Genomic DNA, 17,471 nt, shown 5'->3' with positions numbered 1-17,471 from the left:
CCTCAGCGCGACTGCAGCGCGTCCAGCGCCACCGCCATCGCCGCGGCCAGCCGGAAGTCAAGCCGAGGGTCCGAGACCGTCACCGTGTACCGGTCCCTGATCGACTTGCGGCGCTCGCTGGTGAGCACCGGCCGCCCGGTGGCCTTGTCGGTGAAGTCGAAGTGGAACACGAACGGCACCCAGACGTCACCGAGGTACGGGATGAAGTCCCACACCCGGCGCAGGATCGCGATCCCGAGCCGGCGCTCCTGGCCGACGGCATCCAGGCCGCCGGGTCCGGACAGGTGCCAGGTGGAGCGGAGCAGGCTGGCGCCGAAGTCCTTGCGGAAATAGCCCAGCGGCGCGCCGGACTCGTCGTACACGTCGTGCTCGGCGTGCACGTCCAGCCGCTGCCGGGCCTTGAACGAGAACACCGCGCGGGACTTCGACTCGTCGGAGTAGAACGTCACCTGCTCCTTGAACGCCATCCGCTTCTGCTGGGCGAACGCCAGCAGCGGCCCCTCGCTGCCGTCCGGGTTGGCGCCGAACACCTGGTAGCGGTTGACCATCAGGGTGATCTTCTGGGTGACGAAGAAGCGCGGCACGTGCATCGGCGCTGTCATGGCTCCGAGTCTCTCAGGCGGACCCACAGCTCGCGAGGGCCCCGGAACGAGACGTTGGCCGGGAAGTCCCACCGCTGGCCGGGCACCAGCTCCAGGTCCGGCGCCCGCCTGGTGAGCTCCTCCAGCACCACCCGCACCTCCATCCGGGCCAACGGCGCGCCCAGGCAGAAGTGGATGCCCTTGCCGAAGCCGAGGTGGCGCGCCGCGTCCGCCCTGCGCACGTCGAACCGCCCGGGCTGGTCGAACCGCTCCGGGTCGTGGTCCGCGCTGGCCAGCAACAACAGCAGCTTCGCCCCGGCCGGGACGTCCACACCGGCCACCGTCACCGGCCGGGTGGTGACCCGCCGCCAGGCGATCACGCTGTTGTCGTAGCGCAGCACCTCCTCCACCGCGTTCGGGATCAGGCCCGGGTCGGCGCACAGCGCGCGCCACTGCTCGGGGTGCTCCAGCAACCGGCGGATCGCGTTCGCGCCCAGGTTGGCGGTCGTCTCGTGGCCGGCGAAGCTCAGCCCGTACACCACGCTCACGATCTCGTCCACGGTCAGCGCCTCCGGGTCCGCCCGGTGCACCGCCAGGTGGTCGCTGGTGAAGTCGTCGGCCGGTTCGTCCATCCGCCGCCGCACGAACCGCCGGCAGTACTCCCAGTACCTGACCATCCCCTCCGCGATGGCGACCTGCTCGTCGACGCTCGGCCGCCCCCAGGAGAACGCCAGCCGGTCCACGCCCCAGCTCTTGAGCGTCTCGGTGTCCTCCGGCGGGAAGCCGATCAACGTGAAGATCATGTACGCCGGGAGCGGGAAGGTGAGGTCGGCCACCGCGTCCGCGCGCGGCTTGGCCAGCATGGCGTCGATCAGCTCGCCGGCGCGCGCCCTGACCATCGGCTCCAGCCCCGCGATCCGGCGCGCGGAGAACGCCCGCAGGTTGTGCCGGCGGATCCGGGCGTGCTCGGGCGGGTCGCAGTTGGACATCGTCTTCGCGGGCGCGAACCCGCCGGCGCGCAGCACCTCCCGCGCCGCCTCGGCGAGCGGGAACATCGGGTCCTGCGCGATCGCCGCCGAGAACGTCGCCGGATCCCGGAACACCGCCTCGATGTCCGCGTACCGGCTCAACACCCACATGTCCAGCGCAGGCTCGTAGAACACCGCCGGCAACCCACCGAACCTCCGATACGGATCCGCCAGGTACTCCTGCTCAAACGGGTCAAACCCCACTGCCATAGCCCGAGCATCACCCACCGCCCCCACCCCCGTAAAACGCGCATCACTCCGCAACATAAGAAGGAACGCTCATAAACCGCCCGCGAGTCGGGATATTTGTCAGGGTGAGTCGGGGTATTTGTCAGCCGCTGCGCGCTCGCCCAGCACCCGGTGGCAGTGGTCGGCGAAGGCCCGCGCGCGGCGGGTGGGCGGCGCGGTGGACGGCCACGCCAGCACCACCTCCATCGGGTCGAGAGGATCCGCGATCGGCCGGCTGACCAGCGGCCGGCCCTCGTAGCTGACCTCCACGGCCGGCCGCTGGATGAGCATCGAGTAGCCGTGCCCCCTGGCCACCAGCGACCTGACCATCTCGAAGTTGACGGTGCGGTGCCGCACCCTCGGCGTCACCCCGGCGGCGGCCAGCAGCGAGGCGAAGTAGTGCTCGCTGGGCGGGAAGTTGAGCATGATCATGTCGTGGCCGGCGAGGTCGGCGAGCCGGATCTCGGTCAGCGCGGCGAGCGGGTGCGACGGCGCGAGCAGCACGTGCGGCGTGGTCGGGTAGACGGTCTCGCGGTGCACGGCGGGGCCGAGGTCCAGGTCGTAGAGCAGCGCCACCTCGCACTGCCCGTCCAGCAGCATCTCCTGGAGGTCGACCAGCGAGCCCTCCACGAAGTCCAGCTCGACGGCCGGGTGCGCGGCGCGGAAGCTGTCCAGCAGGGCCGGCATCACGAACGGCCCGATGGTCTGGAAACAGCCCACCACCAGCCGCCCGCGCAGCGCGCTGCCCAGCTCGCCGGCCCCGGCGCGCAACTCCTCGGCCAGCCGCAGCAGCGCCCGCGCCGGCCCGATCAGCTCGCGCCCCGCCGCCGTGAGGGTCAGCCCGTGCGCCCGCCGGCGCAGCACCAGCCGCACCCCGAGCTGGCGCTCCAGCTCGGACACCCCCAGCGACACCGCCGACTGCGACACGTGCAGCTCGGCACCCGCCGCGGTCATCGTGCCCGCCTCGGCCGCGGCGACGAAGTACGAAAGCTGGCGCAGGCTCAACTCCTCGATCACCGCACCATCCAAACCCCCGGCGCGTGCAACGGCAGGCCAGGTTCCGGGGTTCTCTCACACATGAACACGCACGAAACTCCGCTCGGAACCCTGACTCTGGCCGCCTCCGAGCACGGGCTCACCCGCTGCACGTTCCGCGCCGCCGGTGAGGCGGCCACCGACCCGATGCCCGAGGCCGCGCGCGGCTGGATGGACCTGGCCCGCCGCGAGCTGGACGAGTACTTCGCCGGCCGGCTCCGCGAGTTCACGGTCCCGGTGGACCTGGGCAAGGTGCCCGAGGCCCGGCGCCGGATCCTGGACGGACTGAGCGAGGTCGGCTACGGGGAGACGGTCACGTACGGCCGGCTCGCGTCCGCGCTCGGGCTGGTGGAGGACGGGCCCAGGCAGGTCGGCGCGGCGATGGCCGGCAACCCGGTGCTGATCGTGGTGCCGTGCCACCGGGTGGTGGGCGCCGGCGGCAAGCTGGTCGGCTACGCCGGCGGGCTGGACGCGAAGCGACGGCTGCTGGAGCTGGAGGCCCGCGACCGCGAGCCGACGCTGGAGCTGGCGTTCGGCTCGGCGTGACGTCCTAACCCGCTGGACGCCGTCGGCATGATCTATCCCATGCTCATCCGCCGCGAACACGCCACCGACCACCCCGCCGTGCACGCCGTGCACCTCGCCGCGTTCGCGGCCAGTCCCGGCTCGGACGGCGGTCGCGTCGAGGCCGGGCTGACCGAGCGGCTGCGCGACGGGCCGTGGTTCCTGCCCCGCCTCTCGCTGGTCGCCGTGATCGACGGCGCGGTGGTCGGCCACGTGATCGCGACTCGCGGCAGCGTCGAGCAGGCGCCCGCGCTCGGGCTCGGCCCGCTCGGCGTGCTGCCCGAGCACCAGAAGCGCGGGGTCGGCGGCGCGCTCATGCACGCCGTGATCGCCGCCGCCGAGGCCCTGGACGAGACGCTCATCGCGCTGCTCGGGCACCCCGAGTACTACCCCCGGTTCGGTTTCGTCCCGGCCGCCGAGCTCGGCGTGACCAGCCCCGACCCGGCATGGGGCGCCGCGTTCCAGGCCCGCCGGCTCTCCGAGGCCGCCCCGCGCGGCCGGTTCCGCTACGCCGAGCCGTTCGAGACCCTCGGCTGACCGAGCCGGAGCAGGCCGTTCCCGAACGACCAGGTCCGGCCGTCGACGCCCGCACCGCGCAGCCCGTCGGTGACCTCACGCCCGGCGAGCAGCGGCAGCTCCGGCACGCCGAGGCCGGCGAACCCAACGGTGCGGTCCGCGCGCCAACGCCCGGTGTCGAGCAACCTCGGGCCGACGCCCCGCCAGCCGTCCGAGCCGTCCGCGACCACCCACGCGTCCGGCGAGCCAGCCACCAGCCGCGACGCCGGCCGCAGCCAGGACGCGGCGGCGGCCGGCCAGCTCACCACGGACCCGATCTCGCCGCCGAGCCCGGTCCACGCCGCCGTGAAGGCCGCCGCCCGTGCCCGCGAGCCTGGATCACGGCCATGACCGACGTTGACCAGCCCGGCCAGCGCGGCGGTCAGTTCGAGCACGGCGGCCAGCTCGGCCCGGGACACCTCGTCGGCGAACGGATCGGTCACCTCGACCGAACACCCGCGAACGGGCCCGGGTTGCACGCGGTTGCTCCAGACGAGTGGTATCGGGCGCGCGGCGGTATCTGACGGTGGTCCCTCGGCTCCCTCACGCAGGCGGCGATGGATGAGGGGAGTGGGTGCGCGGTGAGCGAGTGGTCACAGAGCGCACCGCGGCGACGGGCCACCGCTTGGCCCGAGAGCACGCTGGAGCGGGTCGTGGCGGCCGAGAACGGCTACGGCCAGCTCGCTCCCTCGTCGGTCTACCGGTTCGTGACGGGCGTCGACGGCCGGCCGACGGTCATGCCTCCGTCCCAGCTCGACGGCCTCCGGGACCCCATGGGGCTGCTGCTTCGCCAGGGCATATTTCCCCTCACCGTGCACGACCTGCTCGCCGAGTTCGACAGGTCCGGGTCGCTGCCGTTGCAGCGTTCGTTTCTCGCCGGCGAAGCGGGCCAGATTCCATTGGAGGCGAGCGGTTCGCTGGAGCGCGACCTGCGTTTCGCGATCACCCGTGCCCAGGGCGGGAACGTCGACATTCTCATCAGCGCGAGCGCCATCGGCGATCCGGCTGCCACATTCCTGCAAGTCATGGGCTGGGACCCGACGGGCGAGCAGTTCAACTACTACATGCGTCTCGATCGTTCCTGGGTGTGGGCGGGCAACTCCTACAGCGCATTGGCGCCCGAGTCCCGGGGTCGGGGATGTTTCGACAGCCACGTCAACGGCAGCTTGGTCATGAAGGAGCTCAAGCAGCCGTGGCTGCATTGGCAGTCGATGAACGCCACGATCCAACTGGCCCCGGATGACCCGTTGCGGCGCAACCCGCTCTACCAGTCGCTGTCGGGCGCGGAGGACCTCGAACATACGGTCCGCGCGGGCGTGCGCCGGTGGACGGCGGCGCGGTTGAAGCGCGCGGTGGCGCCGGACGGACGAATCGCCGACCTGGATCGCCTGCTGCGACAGTTGTGCACGAACACCACCGTCAACCTGGCGACCAGCCCGACCGCCAGCGGTTCCGTCGCCGACAACCCGGCCGAGCCGCTCACCTTGCCGCTGGGATTCTGGCTCAACGCCGACTCCCTGCTCGACGATCTCGGGATTCCGGCCAGCTTCGCGCCTCCGAGCGCGCCGGGCCGGCTGTACCTCGACAGCCTCGCCCGCTACGAGTTCGCGCTGGTCGAAGCCGAGTTCCGTCAGCCCGGCGACACGTTCTTCGCCTTCATCGTGCCCGAAGCGGCGTTCGAGGACATCGAGGTCGTCAACCAACTGGTGCGCAGGAAGATGATCAGCGCACGGTTTGCCGCCAGCGTGCTGATGGTGGACTTCCCCAACCCCGTCTTCAGCGCCGCCCGCGCCAAGCTGTTGGACTACGTGCCGCCCGCCGCCACCCTCGACTCCGCCGGCGCGGGAGTGTCACGACAGATCGCCGAGGCGATAGTCCGGGCCGCCGACGGCCTGCCTCCCGACAGCCCCGAGGCGCGGTTCGCCGAGCACTGGGGCCTGGCGGACACCGAGTGGCGGGACGTGTTCGCCGGGCACATCCAGGACTACGTCGCCTCGGTCACCGCCCGGATCGGAACCGCCCAGGGATTCGACGACTATGTGCGACTGGCGGAGTCCCGCCGCCGGGAGTTCAGGAGCATGCGGCTCAACGAGTTCACGCTGACCATGCCGGTCACGAACATTCCACGAGATGCGCCGCTGCTCCGCATGAACCAGGACGGCACCGTCAGCGAAAAGCCGGCACTCTAGCCACGGAAAGGTGATCTCATGGTCATTCCCAATTTTGGCCCACCGGGCGGGCTGACCGACCTCGACGAAAAGGGCCTAAGACAGTGGAGCGAATTCATCTCCACCGCCGTCGACGCCGCCATCAAGGGACGCACGGACCACACCAATGACGCTCCGCGCGCCCAGTTCTACAACCTCACCAAGACCGACACGGCCGAGGACGCCATCACCCAGGAAGTCAGCTGGACAGCTTTCCCCCGTCAGGCCAAGGTCAACTCGGTCTCCGACCGCCAACGCTGGGCCAAGGCCGACTCCACCCGCGACGTCCAGGACGAGTACTGCGAGTGGAGCGTCACCCGAGGGGACGACGGCAAGATCACTCGTGTCACCTTCACGTGCGAGGGACCCGAGTACTGGGAACTGCTGGCCCAGACCCGGCCCGACACGGTGCTGGAGCTCTACCGGCGGCACGTCGACCCTGCCGTCCAGCACGGGGATCTTTTCGACGCCTCCGGCTCGTACATCCTCAAGAACAAGTGGAACAACGGCACCACCAACGGTGCGATGCACCTGATCCAGGCGTCGAACACGCTCGGCGCCGAGATCGAGCTCGCGGCCGCCGCCAGCATCGTTCGGATCATCGGCGGTCGGCCGCTGACCGGTGAGCAAGAGCTGATCAACTGCGGCCGGTACGGCGCCGCACAGCGAAACAGCGATCCGCACATCGGCGGTGTCATCAACGGCGTCGCACGGCTGAAGGCCGACATCGCGTTGAGCGACCCGGTAGGCCTGTACTTCGACGACCTGTCCACGGCCGGCTGGGAGACGCCCGACGGTTCGGATCCGAAGTCGTACTGGACCTACGTGCGCGGCATCGCCGGTCACTACGTACGCGCCGTCTACGAGGTCCCTCGGGGGCGCGGGTTCGTGGTCGGCGACGTCACGGTCGACGGCAACCCCATCGATTTCGGTGCCCAGATCGCCGACTTCATCGGCATCAAGGCGGTGGCCGTGGCCTGCCGTATCGGCCGGAGCACCGCCGTTCCCATGACCGCGTGTGTGGAGGACGTCGAAGGCCCCGCCGCCACCGTCGACGCCGGCCAGGCGAGGAGCCGGCTGGGCTGAAAGGAAGGCCGAACGCCGACCCCACGAACGTGGCGATCGGCGTTCTGGCCGTTCCGGTGGCGGTAGCGGTGGGATTTGAACCCACGGAGGCTTGCACCTCACGCGCTTTCGAGGCGCGCTCCTTCGGCCGCTCGGACACGCTACCGCCGGCAACTTTACCTCAGCTCCGGGAAGTCCTCCTCCCGGTACTCCCCCTCGGCGCCGGCCGGGCGCGGCTCGTGCTCCCGGCCCCGCAGCTCCACCCGGCGGATCTTGCCGGAGATCGTCTTGGGCAGGTCGGCGAACTCCAGGCGGCGGATCCTTTTGTACGGCGCGAGCTGCTCGCGGGCGTAGCGCAGGATGGACAGCGCGGTGTCGCGGTCGGCGGCGTGGCCGGCGGTGAGCACGACGTAGGCCTTGGGGACGGCCAGGCGGATCGGGTCGGGCGAGGGCACCACGGCCGCCTCGGCCACCGCCGGGTGCTCGATCAGCACGCTCTCCAGCTCGAACGGGCTGATCCGGTAGTCCGAGGCCTTGAACACGTCGTCCGCGCGGCCCACGTAGGTGACGTAGCCGTCGGCGTCGCGGCTGGCCACGTCCCCGGTGTGGTAGTAGCCGCCGGCCATGGCCTCGGAGTTGCGGTCGGCATCGTCGCGGTAGCCGACCATCAGCCCGAGCGGGCGGGCGGCCAGGTCTAGGCAGATCTCGCCCTCCTCGGCGGGCCGGCCGGAGGCCACGTCGATCAGCGCCACCTTGTAGCCCGGGATCGGGCGGCCCATGGAGCCGGGCTTGACCGGTTGGCCGGGCGGGTTGCCGATCTGCACGGTGGTCTCGGTCTGGCCGAAGCCGTCCCGGATGCGCACCCCCCAGGCCTTCTCGACCTGCTCGATGACCTCGGGGTTGAGCGGCTCGCCCGCGCCGACCACCTTGGCCGGCGGCGTGCGCAGGGCGGCCAGGTCGGCCTGGATGAGCATCCGCCACACGGTCGGCGGGGCGCAGAACGAGGTGACGCCGGTGCGGCCCATGACGTCGAGCAGCGCGGCGGCGTCGAACCGGGCGTAGTTGTAGATCAGCACGGTGGCGCCGGCGTTCCACGGCGCGTAGACGTTCGACCAGGCGTGCTTGGCCCAGCCCGGGGAGGAGATGTTCAGGTGGATGTCGCCGGGCTCCAGGCCGATCCAGTACATGGTGGACAGGTGCCCGACCGGGTAGGACGCCTGGGTGTGCTCGACCAGCTTGGGCTGGGCGGTCGTTCCCGAGGTGAAGTAGAGCAGCAGGGTGTCGGACGCGCGGGTTACGCCGTCCGGGGTGAACTCCGGGGACTCGTCCTCCGACCGGGCGTACGGCTCCCAGCCCTCGACCTCGTCGCCGACCGCGATCCGGGTGTACGAGCCGGGCACGGCGTCCCACTTGCCGGTCTCGGCGGCGGCCACCACGACGTGCTTGGCCTGGCCGCGCTCGATCCGGTCCCGCAGGTCGGCCTCGGCCAGCAGCGTGGTGGCCGGGATGACCACGGCCCCCAGCTTCATCGCGGCCAGGATGACCTCCCACAGCTCGACCTGGTTGCCGAGCATGAGCACCATCCGGTCGCCGCGCGCGACGCCGAGCGAGCGTAGCCAGTTGGCCACCCGGTTGGACCGGGCAGACATCTCGGCGAAGGTCCACTTCCGTTCCGAGCCGTCCTGTTCGACGATCCACAGGGCGGGCCGGTCGGCGCTCTCAGCGTCGGCGCCGAGGCGGTCGAACCACTCCAGCGCCCAGTTGAACTCCTCCAGCTCGGGCCAGCGGAAGCCCGCGTACGCGCCGTCGTAGTCCTCCCGGTGCTCCAGCAGGAACTCCCGCGCGGCCGTGAACCGGGCCAACCCCGTTGTCGACACTGTTGCTCCTCCCGTGCGCACACCGGCTGCGCAGCACCCTAACGCGGCGAGGCCGCCCGTGGTCAGGCTCGGACGGCGCGGTGGGCGTCCAGGACGGCGAGGTCGGCGGCCGCGCGCCCCGCCGTCCAGCCCGCGGAGTTCGACACGGTCACCCGCCTGGTGGTCAGGCGCGGGAACAGCTCGTCCACCAGCTCCTGGACGGCCTCCTCCTTCGCGGCCAGCACGGGCAGCAGGCGGCCGTCCCCGATCGACTCGGTGACCTCGGCCTCGGCCTGCTCCGCCGCCGATGCCAGCCGCTCGCCGATCCGCTGCGCGAACGAGACCAGGAACGACTGCCGGAACGACTTGGTGCGGGACTGGCCTCGGCGGTCGACCTGCCGCCCGGCGGCCAGCATCGCCCGGCCGGCCTGCACCAGCAGCGACGTGGTCAGCACCTCGACGATCTCCACGTCGGTCCGCTCGCCGAGCACGGTGACGAAGCCGAGCGCGGAGTCGAACACCGCCCGGCAGTGGTTCGCCGAGGCCACCGTGCCGACCAGCATCGACTTCGCGCTCAGGTACGGGTTGTCCAGCCAGATCCGCCGCCCGCCGGTCCGCACCCGCGACCCGCCGCCGGCGCCGTCGTCGCGCGCGTACAGCACGGCCCGCTCCAGGGAGTAGCGGCTCATCAGCTCCTGGGCCTTGGCGAAGAACGCATCGGCCTCGTCCGGGAAGTCGGTGGACTCCGCCTTGGCCAGCAGGGCGCGGACCTTGGCCAGCACCTTCGGGTCCACCTCCTCCGCATCACTCGCCGGCGGGGCGGACCCGTTGCTCCCGGGCGGCGGGACCAGCTCCGCCTGGGACGGCAACGCGTTCAGCAGGGTCAGCAGCTCGATCACGATCGCCAGGGTGGCCACCTGGTCGAGCCGCTCGCGGGCGGCGTACGCCTCGACGAAGCACTCCTCCGACCCCCACCAGGGCGTGGCACCGAGCTCGGCCAGCTGCGCCCGCCACCTCGGATCGGACGCCGCCTGGGCGTGGCGCGCGGACTCCTCGGTGATCGCGCCGATGACGAAGTCGGCGGCGCCGTCGTCCATCCGGCGGCGCACCACCTGCCAGACGTCCACCGGCTGCCAGCCGTTGCGCCAGGTGATCTCCAGGCCGACCATGAGCGCGGCGTTGGCCGCCAGCTCGAACGGTGCCCCGGGCGCCGAGGCCACCAGCCGGCCGGCGGCTCGGCGTCCCTGGCCGCTCCACCCGGGGAACGCCGTCGCGGCGTGAAGCACCTGGTCGACCAGTGCCGCCAGGTCGAACCGAGCCGCCCGGCGCTGCCGACGGTGCTTGTCGCGCTTGCTCATGGGGCCGAGTGTGACGGACCCGCCCGACAACTCTCAGTCCAGCCGGCGCTCGGCGAAGAACGAGCCGAGCAGCGCGGCGCACTCGTCGGCGAGCACCCCGCCGACCACCTCCGGCCGGTGCAGCACCCGCCGGTCGCGCAGCACGTCCCACAGCGAGCCGACGGCCCCGGTCCTCGGCTCCCAGGCGCCGAACACCACCCGCGACACCCTGGCCAGCCCGATCGCGCCGGCGCACATGGTGCAGGGCTCCACGGTCACCACCAGGGTGGCGCCGTCCAGCCGCCAGTGCCCGGCCTTGGCGGCGGCCGCCCGCAGCGCGAGCAGCTCGGCGTGCGCTGTCGGGTCGCCCGTCGCCTCCCTGGCGTTGCACGCGGCGGCCAGCTCGACGCCGCCCTCGTCGACCACGCAGGCGCCCACCGGCACGTCACCGCTGTCCAGCGCCCCGCGCGCGACCGTCAGCGCGCGCCGTACCAGCGCCTCGTCGGCTTCGCTGAACGCACTCAAGGGCTGGCCGGGCGCCCTCCCACGACCTGGGCCAACGCGTCGGCGAACCCGCAGCGCCGCCCGATCGCGGCCAGCTGCTCGTCCGGGTAGAGCTCCCACTCGCCGGCCAGCACCTCCAGCTCGTCGGCCGGCAGCCCGAGGTCGGCGACGATGGACATGTCGCCCTCCGGCCACGGCTCGTCGTCGGCGGCGTCCTCCAACGGCAGGTCGACGCGCAGCAGGTCGAGCACGTCGGCGGCCACGTCGTAGTCCAGGGCCGCGACCGCATCGGACAGCATCAGGTTGACCCCGCCCGGTATGGGTCGCAGCAGCACGAAGAAGCAGTCGTCCACCGCGAGCAACCCGAGCACGGCGCCGGTGGAGCGCAGCGAGCGCAACCCGGTGATCGCGGCATCCAGGTCGACCAACGCGTCGGGCTCCAACCGGACGCAGCGCCAACGCCCCTCTTCCCGGATCACCGCTACGGCGAACCCGGGCAGCGCCTGGTCCTTCGCCTCGGCCTTGGCGCCGGCTGAGTCACGGACAGACTGGACGGCCATGTCTCCACGGTAAGCCCATTTCGGCATGTGCTCCAAACCACAACGAGAACTTGACCCGTTGGTCCGATGCCGTTAATTCGACCGAACAGCCGAACGGTCTGTCCCATCGGCCGAGCGGCGGGTTCGCCCGTTCGGCTGCACCCTCGGAAACCGGTCCTGCCTGGCCGCGTCCGGGCGGCGCGGATGCCAAGATTTACGGCTATGCCGGATCACTCCGACCCCAGGCTCGCCGGGCTCACCGCGGCCGCCCACGCGGTGCAGCCGCGCACGGTCGCGCTGCGCAGGCGGCTGCACCGCAACCCCGAGCTGGGCCTGGAGTTGCCGATGACCCGGACGGCCGTGCTCGACGAGCTGGCCGACCTGCCGCTGAAGGTGCACACCGGGCGCAGCTGCAGCTCGGTGACCGCCGTCCTGGAGGGCGACAAGCCGGGGCCGACGGTGCTGCTGCGCGCGGACATGGACGCGCTGCCGCTGACCGAGCGCACCGGGCTGGCGTTCACCTCGGAGATCGACGGCGTGATGCACGCGTGCGGGCACGACACGCACGTCGCGATGCTCGCCTCGGCGGCCCGGCTGCTGGCGGACCGCCGCGAGCTGCTGGCCGGGCGGGTGCTGCTGATGTTCCAGCCCGGCGAGGAAGGCGACCACGGCGCCCGCCACATGATCGAGGAGGGCCTGCTGGAGCCGTCCGGGCCGGCCGGCACCCCGGACTCCGCGTACGCGCTGCACATCAGCGCCACCATGCCGACCGGGACCGTCCAGACCCGGCCGGGCCCGATCATGGCCTCGGCGGACGTGCTGCGGGTGACGGTGCGCGGGCGCGGCGGGCACGCCTCGGCGCCGCACGACGCGCTGGACCCGGTGCCCTCGGCGGCGGCGATGGTCGGCGCCCTGCAGACCATGCTCACCCGGCGGGTGACGGCGCTGGAGCCGGCGGTGCTCACGGTGGCCCAGATCCGGGCCGGCACCACGTCGAACGTGATCCCGGACACGGCCTACCTGGAGGCCACCCTGCGGACCCTGACCGAGCCCACCCGGACCTTCCTGCACGAGCAGGTGCGGCAGGTCTGCCAGCACACGGCGGCCGCCTACGGCTGCACGGCCAGCGTGTTCCTCGAACCCGGGTACCCGATCACCGTCAACGACGCCGCCGCCTCGGCGCGGGTGGACGAGCTGGCCGCCACCGTGCTCGGGCCGAACCGGGTGAGCCCGATGACCAGCCCGATCCTGGGTTCGGAGGACTTCTCCTACGTGCTCAACCGGGTGCCGGGAGCGCTGGCGTTCCTGGGCGGCTGCCCGCCGCACCTGGACCCCGACCACGCCGCGCCCAACCACTCCAACCGGGTGCAGTTCGACGAGGCCGCGATGGTCGACGGGGTGGCGATGTACGCGGCGCTCGCGCTGGATGCGCTGCGCTGACTAGTTCCCGAGCCGGCGACAGACCCTGCCGTGCGGCATGAAGCCCAGGTCGCCCCGCCGCTGGGCGGCCGATGCCTCGCGCGGCGAGAGCACCTGGACGATCTTGCACTGGTCACCGTTGATGATCAGCTCACCGCCGGGCACGGCGACCGGATGAACCGGCACCAGCCGTCCCTCTGCGTCCCGACATCCGATCACCTGCTCGCCACATCGGTGGCATCGCCCGTGTACCGGCATCGACGGCGCGGCTGAGCGGAGCGCCGCGGTAGCACTCATCTTCGCCCTCTCGGATCTTGGCAAGTCACCTGTCACCGCCGGCGCCCGGCCGGTCGGTACAACTCGCTGACTCAAGCTACCTAGGCGCGATCGCGAGAACCTCGCGCGTTAGTAGCTCGCCGATTACCGTGCGTCCAGGTGCGCCGAATGGTCGATTACGCACGAGTAGCGGTATCCCGAACGTGTCTGTTATTGCACTGAGACCTCCCCGTGACATCCGAGGCGGTGCGCGGGAGGCCCTGCCGGTGGGGTTAGGCTGCCCGGCCGTGACGACTCGGCCGATCTGCGTCATCGGGCTCGGACTCATCGGCGGCTCGCTGGCGCGGGCCGCCGTGACGGCCGGGCGCACGGTGTGGGCATCCACAGCTTCTGAGACCACCGCGGCGGCGGCGCGCGCGGACGGCTACGACGTCGCGGCGAGCACCGAGCAGGCGCTGGAGCGGGCCAAGGCCGAGGACGCGCTGGTGGTGCTCGCGGTGCCGCTGACCGCGGTGCCGGACGTGCTGCGCCAGGTCCGCGCGGTGGCCCCGGAGTGCCGGCTGACCGACGTGGTCAGCGTGCAGGCCGCGATGCGCGACGCGGTGCGCGCACACGCCCCGGAGGCCCGGTACGTGGGCGGGCACCCGATGGCCGGCACCGAGGAGTCCGGCTGGGCGGCCGGCTCCGCCGGGCTGTTCCAGGGCGCGAACTGGGTGGTGGCCGCCGACGACGGGCTGGACCCCGAGGTGTGGGCGGACGTGGCCGAGCTGGCCTGGGACTGCGGCGGGCGGGTTGTGCCGGCCGGCGCGGAGGACCACGACGCCGCCGTGGCCCGCATCTCCCACCTGCCGCACCTGCTGGCCGCCGTGCTCGCCACCGTCGCGGCGGAGGACGGCGGGGAGCTCGCACTGACCCTGGCCGCCGGCTCGTTCGCGGACGCCACCCGGGTGATGGACACCCGCCCCGAGCTGGTCCTGGCCATGTGCGAAGGCAACCGTTCTGGGTTGTTGCCGGCGGTGGACGACGCGCTAGGCCGCCTCGGCGCGGCCCGTGGCTCGCTGGCCTCCACCGGCGGCCTGGCCGCCACCATCAACGCCGGCCACCGAGCCCGCGAACTCTGGCACCAGGCAAAGTCCGCGCCCGAAACCACCGTCCCCCGCCACACCCCCCTCGCCGACCTCCGCGCCCTAGCCCACACCGGCCACGTCCTCACCGGCTGGACCCCGTCCTAACCCCCGCGAGTCGGGCGCCTGAGCACACCGAGTCGGGCGTCTCAGCACACCCGAGAATGTGCCGAAACACGCGACTCACTGTGCTGAGACGCCCGACTCGCGGACGGGGGGTACGGGCGGACGGGGGTACGGGCGGTGGGCTAGATGCGGGTGGCGATGCCGGGGTAGTCGAGGACTAGGGCGTCGGAGTCGACGGTGATGTCGGCTACGAACGTGCCGGCGCTGAAGTTGACTACCGAGCGGCCGTCGGCGTCCAGGGTGGAGACCGTGCGGTAGCGCTGCTCGGTCACCTCCACCTCCAGGGTGGGCAGCGACACGAACACCATCGGCAGCTCGTGGTCGAGGCTCTCCCGGTGCAGGCCGAGGCGGCGGATCGGCAGCGTGTTGTAGAGCGGGCTGTACTGCAGGTCCACGTCCAGGGCGCCGTCGAACTCCGCCCGCGAGCCGCCGGAGCCGGTGTCCAGCAGCCAGTAGCCGTCCTCGGTGTGGTTCAGCGTCAGGTTGCGCTCCCGCTCGGCCGTCGCGCTGGTCACCGACAGCCGGGCGAGCACGCCGTCCTCGTCCACGAACAACCGGTAGGAGGCGGTGAACGCCGGGGCGTCCAGCGGCGCCCTGACCATCCGGCCCAGGGCACGGATCCCACCACCACCGAGCAGCACCCGGGCGCTCTCCAGGGCTCTGCCGCCGTCGCCCTGCCAGCTCAACATCGCGGTCACCCGCGTCACGGTAGCCGGAGCGCGCCCGACCTACTCGGCAGGTCCGTTAGGGCGACTCAGCGCGACTCCGGCGGGGGCGGCTGCTGGGGCGGGGGCGGCTGTTGCTGCTGTTGTTGCTGCCCGCCGCTGAAGTCGTAGTCCTTGCCCGCCTGGGTCACCTTGTCGATCTGCTCGTCGTGACCCTGGAACTTCTTCTTGGCCGCGTCGCCGGCCTTGTCGATCGCCTTGTCGACCTTGTCGTCGTGCTTGCCGAGCAGGTCTTTCGCCTTGCTCACCAGGGACTGGAAGTCCACAGCGCCCTCCCTTGATCGTGCGGTCGGCAGCCATAGTGGTCGCGACTGCTCCACAACGCACTGCCTCAAACCGGCACGAGAGGTGAACGGCTCACACAATAGGGTGAAATCGGCTCAGGTTCGGGTGACGGTACCCGGATCTACGTCCGGCCGGAGCCCGCGCAGCACCGGATGGCGCAGCCGGTGCCCCTCGGTCCAGCCGGTGTGGCTGACCTCGACCACCAGCCTCGGTTCGCACCAGCGGGCGCCCGCCGCGTCCAACCGGGGCAGCTCCTCGGCGAACGGCGGTTGCTCCAGCGCGAGGCCCTCCAGCTGCTCGCGCAGCGCACGCTGGGTCGCGTCGCCGCCCACCCCGGAGCCGACCCTGCCGGCGAAGAGCAGCGATCCGTCGGCGTCGGGAACCCCGAGCAGCAGGCCGCCGATCCGGGACGGGTGGGTGCGCTCCGGGCGCCAGCCGCCGACCAGGCAGTCCTGGGTGCGCCGGTGCGCGACCTTGATCCAGGAACGGCTGCGCTGGCCGTCCCGGTACACCGAGTCGCGTCGCTTGGCCACCACGCCCTCAAGGCCCTGCTCGACGGTGGCGGTGAGCAGCGCGGCGCCGTCGTCGTACACCGGGGACAGCCGGACCCTGGCCAGCTCCGCCAGCTCCAGGCGCTCCAGGGTGGCCCGCCGCTCCTCCAGCGGGCGGTCCAGCAGCGACACCCCGTAGAGCCGCAGCAGGTCGAAGGCCATGTACACGGCGGGGCGGGCGGCCACCTCGGCGGCGGTGGGCACCCGGTGGAACCTGTCGGCCAGCGCGGTGAACGACGGCGCCCCGCCGGTGAGGAGCACCACCTCGCCGTCCAGCAGCGCGTCGGGGGCCACGGTGGCCAGCTCGGCCAGCTCGGGGAAGTGCGCGGTCATGTCCCGGCCGGTGCGGCTGGTCAGGCGCAGCCGGTCGGCCGTCACGTCGGCGAGCAGCCGCATGCCGTCCCACTTCACCTCGTAGCACCACTCCGGACCGATCGGAAGCGGTCCGGGGGTGGCGAGCATGGGGTCCACACCATCATGCTGTCACCAGAGACCGCTGAAGCGGCTGTCCAGGGGGAGGAGCCCGGCATGCGCGCGATGTGGAGCGGCGCCGTGTCGTTCGGCCTGGTGAGCGTTCCGGTCAAGCTGTACTCGGCAACGGCCAGCCACGACATCCGGTTCCATCAGGTACACGGGGTGGACGGGGGTCGGATCCGGTACAAGCGGTTCTGCACCGTCTGCGGCAACGAGGTCGACTACGCGGACATCGTGAAGGGGTACGAGACGGAGGACGGCCAGCTGATCACGCTGGACGAGGGCGACCTGGAGTCGCTGCCGGCCTCGGGCAGCCGCGAGATCGAGGTCGTGGAGTTCGTGCCGGCCGACCAGGTGGACCCGCTGCTGTTCGAGAAGAGCTACTACCTGGAGCCGGAGACCAAGGCGGTCAAGCCGTACGCGCTGTTGCGCGAGGCGCTGCGGCAGACCGACCGGATGGCGGTGGTCAAGGTGTCGCTGCGGCAGCGGGAGACGCTGGCGCTGCTGCGGGTGCGGGACAACGTGATCGTGCTGCAGACCATGCTCTGGCCCGACGAGGTGCGCGAGCCGGAGTTCGAGATCCTGGACGCCGAGGTGGAACTGCGCACCCAGGAGATGCAGATGGCGGCCTCGCTGGTGGACAGCCTGGGTGCGGAGTTCGACCCGACGCGGTTCTCCGACGACTACCTGACGGCCGTGGAGGAGCTGATCGAGCGCAAGCGTGCCGAGGGGGACGCGCGGCCGGCACCCGCACCGGCGGCGGCCGGTGGGGACGGCGCGGACAGCATGACCGACTTGCTCACCGCGCTGCAGCAGAGCGTGGAGGCCGCCAAGGAGGCGTCCGGCACGCCGCCGGTGCCGAGCCAGCGCGGCTCGTCCGGCAAGTCGTCGAAGTCCTCGAAGTCGAAGTCTTCCAAGAAGTCGGACTCCGAGGCGGACACCGGCAAGCCCCGCCGAGGGCGCCGCGCGGGCTGACCGAATCCGCGACTCAC

At 71.8% G+C, this 17,471-nt stretch carries 19 protein-coding genes and 1 tRNA gene; 7 read left to right on the top strand and 13 right to left on the bottom strand.

What is annotated here, in order from left to right; translation table 11 throughout:
* Window positions 1-2: 2 nt before the first annotated feature.
* From N912_RS0143280 to N912_RS58325, 3 genes are all read right to left on the bottom strand, one after another.
* Window positions 3-602 carry an LURP-one-related family protein gene (locus N912_RS0143280; protein ID WP_028927347.1) on the bottom strand — a complete coding sequence of 200 codons (600 nt, stop codon included), beginning with the start codon at window positions 600-602 and terminating at the stop codon, window positions 3-5.
* Window positions 599-1,819, bottom strand: coding sequence for a cytochrome P450 (locus tag N912_RS0143275; RefSeq protein ID WP_037069707.1), 1,221 nt, complete (start codon window positions 1,817-1,819; stop codon window positions 599-601). The genes N912_RS0143280 and N912_RS0143275 overlap by 4 nt, the downstream gene beginning before the upstream one ends.
* 99 nt (window positions 1,820-1,918) lie before the next feature.
* The gene (locus N912_RS58325; protein WP_064745547.1) at window positions 1,919-2,854 is read right to left on the bottom strand and encodes a LysR family transcriptional regulator; all 936 of its coding nucleotides are present in this window, start codon (window positions 2,852-2,854) and stop codon (window positions 1,919-1,921) included.
* Window positions 2,855-2,914: 60 nt separating this feature from the next.
* Here N912_RS58325 and N912_RS0143265 point away from each other — a divergent pair, with 60 nt between their 5' ends.
* A complete protein-coding gene (locus tag N912_RS0143265) occupies window positions 2,915-3,418 on the top strand; it encodes a methylated-DNA--[protein]-cysteine S-methyltransferase (protein WP_028927345.1) in 504 nt (167 codons plus the stop codon).
* A gap of 39 nt (window positions 3,419-3,457) precedes the next feature.
* Window positions 3,458-3,973 (top strand): GNAT family N-acetyltransferase, encoded by a 516-nt coding sequence (locus N912_RS0143260; protein ID WP_028927344.1) that lies wholly within the window; start codon window positions 3,458-3,460, stop codon window positions 3,971-3,973.
* Here the strand turns inward: N912_RS0143260 and N912_RS0143255 are convergent.
* Complete coding sequence (locus N912_RS0143255) at window positions 3,943-4,434, bottom strand: hypothetical protein (protein ID WP_245645882.1); 492 nt, start codon at window positions 4,432-4,434, stop codon at window positions 3,943-3,945. The two genes, N912_RS0143260 and N912_RS0143255, sit on opposite strands and share 31 nt — an antisense overlap.
* 210 nt (window positions 4,435-4,644) lie before the next feature.
* Here N912_RS0143255 and N912_RS0143250 point away from each other — a divergent pair, with 210 nt between their 5' ends.
* Together N912_RS0143250 and N912_RS58320 are read left to right on the top strand one after the other, a co-directional pair.
* Window positions 4,645-6,180, top strand: coding sequence for a hypothetical protein (locus tag N912_RS0143250; protein WP_211261602.1), 1,536 nt, complete (start codon window positions 4,645-4,647; stop codon window positions 6,178-6,180).
* A gap of 18 nt (window positions 6,181-6,198) precedes the next feature.
* Window positions 6,199-7,284 (top strand): hypothetical protein, encoded by a 1,086-nt coding sequence (locus N912_RS58320; RefSeq protein ID WP_051581604.1) that lies wholly within the window; start codon window positions 6,199-6,201, stop codon window positions 7,282-7,284.
* 57 nt (window positions 7,285-7,341) lie between these two features.
* Here N912_RS58320 and N912_RS0143240 read toward each other — a convergent pair.
* From N912_RS0143240 to N912_RS0143220, 5 genes are all read right to left on the bottom strand, one after another.
* Window positions 7,342-7,429: transfer RNA gene (locus N912_RS0143240), tRNA-Ser, on the bottom strand.
* A 10-nt stretch (window positions 7,430-7,439) separates the two neighbouring features.
* Window positions 7,440-9,140: an AMP-binding protein gene (locus tag N912_RS0143235; protein ID WP_028927341.1), complete on the bottom strand. Its 1,701-nt coding sequence runs from the start codon at window positions 9,138-9,140 to the stop codon at window positions 7,440-7,442.
* 62 nt (window positions 9,141-9,202) lie between these two features.
* Window positions 9,203-10,477: a DUF2786 domain-containing protein gene (locus N912_RS0143230; RefSeq protein WP_028927340.1), complete on the bottom strand. Its 1,275-nt coding sequence runs from the start codon at window positions 10,475-10,477 to the stop codon at window positions 9,203-9,205.
* Window positions 10,478-10,510: 33 nt separating this feature from the next.
* The gene (locus N912_RS0143225; RefSeq protein ID WP_028927339.1) at window positions 10,511-10,981 is read right to left on the bottom strand and encodes a nucleoside deaminase; all 471 of its coding nucleotides are present in this window, start codon (window positions 10,979-10,981) and stop codon (window positions 10,511-10,513) included.
* Entirely contained in the window at window positions 10,978-11,520 is a 543-nt protein-coding gene (locus N912_RS0143220) for a tRNA adenosine deaminase-associated protein (RefSeq protein WP_028927338.1), read from the bottom strand. The genes N912_RS0143225 and N912_RS0143220 overlap by 4 nt, the downstream gene beginning before the upstream one ends.
* Window positions 11,521-11,721: 201 nt before the next feature.
* Here N912_RS0143220 and N912_RS0143215 point away from each other — a divergent pair, with 201 nt between their 5' ends.
* Window positions 11,722-12,939: a M20 metallopeptidase family protein gene (locus N912_RS0143215; protein ID WP_245645880.1), complete on the top strand. Its 1,218-nt coding sequence runs from the start codon at window positions 11,722-11,724 to the stop codon at window positions 12,937-12,939.
* Here N912_RS0143215 and N912_RS64180 read toward each other — a convergent pair whose 3' ends face one another.
* Window positions 12,940-13,104 (bottom strand): hypothetical protein, encoded by a 165-nt coding sequence (locus N912_RS64180; protein WP_156994365.1) that lies wholly within the window; start codon window positions 13,102-13,104, stop codon window positions 12,940-12,942. It abuts the gene before it with no gap.
* Between the two features lie 377 nt (window positions 13,105-13,481).
* Between N912_RS64180 and N912_RS0143205 the strand changes: the two genes are divergently transcribed.
* On the top strand, window positions 13,482-14,426 hold the full coding sequence (locus N912_RS0143205) for a prephenate dehydrogenase (protein ID WP_037069701.1): 945 nt from the start codon (window positions 13,482-13,484) through the stop codon (window positions 14,424-14,426).
* A 140-nt stretch (window positions 14,427-14,566) separates the two neighbouring features.
* Here the strand turns inward: N912_RS0143205 and N912_RS0143200 are convergent, their stop codons facing one another.
* The 3 genes from N912_RS0143200 to ligD all read right to left on the bottom strand — a co-directional run bounded on the left by N912_RS0143200 (window position 14,567) and on the right by ligD (window position 16,467).
* Window positions 14,567-15,133, bottom strand: coding sequence for a putative glycolipid-binding domain-containing protein (locus N912_RS0143200; RefSeq protein ID WP_028927335.1), 567 nt, complete (start codon window positions 15,131-15,133; stop codon window positions 14,567-14,569).
* Window positions 15,134-15,198: 65 nt separating this feature from the next.
* On the bottom strand, window positions 15,199-15,435 hold the full coding sequence (locus N912_RS0143195) for an antitoxin (RefSeq protein WP_028927334.1): 237 nt from the start codon (window positions 15,433-15,435) through the stop codon (window positions 15,199-15,201).
* Between the two features lie 114 nt (window positions 15,436-15,549).
* On the bottom strand, window positions 15,550-16,467 hold the full coding sequence (ligD, locus tag N912_RS0143190) for a non-homologous end-joining DNA ligase (RefSeq protein ID WP_051581618.1): 918 nt from the start codon (window positions 16,465-16,467) through the stop codon (window positions 15,550-15,552).
* A 66-nt stretch (window positions 16,468-16,533) separates the two neighbouring features.
* Here ligD and ku point away from each other — a divergent pair, with 66 nt between their 5' ends.
* Window positions 16,534-17,454, top strand: a complete 921-nt coding sequence (gene ku, locus N912_RS58315; RefSeq protein ID WP_037069694.1) for a non-homologous end joining protein Ku — start codon at window positions 16,534-16,536, stop codon at window positions 17,452-17,454.
* Window positions 17,455-17,471: the final 17 nt, after the last annotated feature.

Origin of the sequence: Actinospineispora acaciae DSM 45401, from assembly GCF_000620785.1 — a bacterium.
Taxonomy (GTDB): Bacteria; Actinomycetota; Actinomycetes; order Mycobacteriales; family Pseudonocardiaceae; genus Pseudonocardia; species Pseudonocardia acaciae.
Note: the sequence above shows the minus strand (reverse complement) of the source record. Positions and strands in the feature narration are given on the sequence as shown.

Coding starts and splice junctions, on each gene's coding strand:
- N912_RS0143280 (WP_028927347.1), bottom strand. CDS start 602: ATGACAGCGCCGATGCACGTGCCGCGCTTCTTCGTCACCCAGAAGATC.
- N912_RS0143275 (WP_037069707.1), bottom strand. CDS start 1,819: ATGGCAGTGGGGTTTGACCCGTTTGAGCAGGAGTACCTGGCGGATCCG.
- N912_RS0143265 (WP_028927345.1), top strand. CDS start 2,915: ATGAACACGCACGAAACTCCGCTCGGAACCCTGACTCTGGCCGCCTCC.
- N912_RS0143260 (WP_028927344.1), top strand. CDS start 3,458: ATGCTCATCCGCCGCGAACACGCCACCGACCACCCCGCCGTGCACGCC.
- N912_RS58320 (WP_051581604.1), top strand. CDS start 6,199: ATGGTCATTCCCAATTTTGGCCCACCGGGCGGGCTGACCGACCTCGAC.
- N912_RS0143230 (WP_028927340.1), bottom strand. CDS start 10,477: ATGAGCAAGCGCGACAAGCACCGTCGGCAGCGCCGGGCGGCTCGGTTC.
- N912_RS0143220 (WP_028927338.1), bottom strand. CDS start 11,520: ATGGCCGTCCAGTCTGTCCGTGACTCAGCCGGCGCCAAGGCCGAGGCG.
- N912_RS0143215 (WP_245645880.1), top strand. CDS start 11,722: ATGCCGGATCACTCCGACCCCAGGCTCGCCGGGCTCACCGCGGCCGCC.
- N912_RS0143200 (WP_028927335.1), bottom strand. CDS start 15,133: ATGTTGAGCTGGCAGGGCGACGGCGGCAGAGCCCTGGAGAGCGCCCGG.
- ligD (WP_051581618.1), bottom strand. CDS start 16,467: ATGCTCGCCACCCCCGGACCGCTTCCGATCGGTCCGGAGTGGTGCTAC.
- ku (WP_037069694.1), top strand. CDS start 16,534: ATGCGCGCGATGTGGAGCGGCGCCGTGTCGTTCGGCCTGGTGAGCGTT.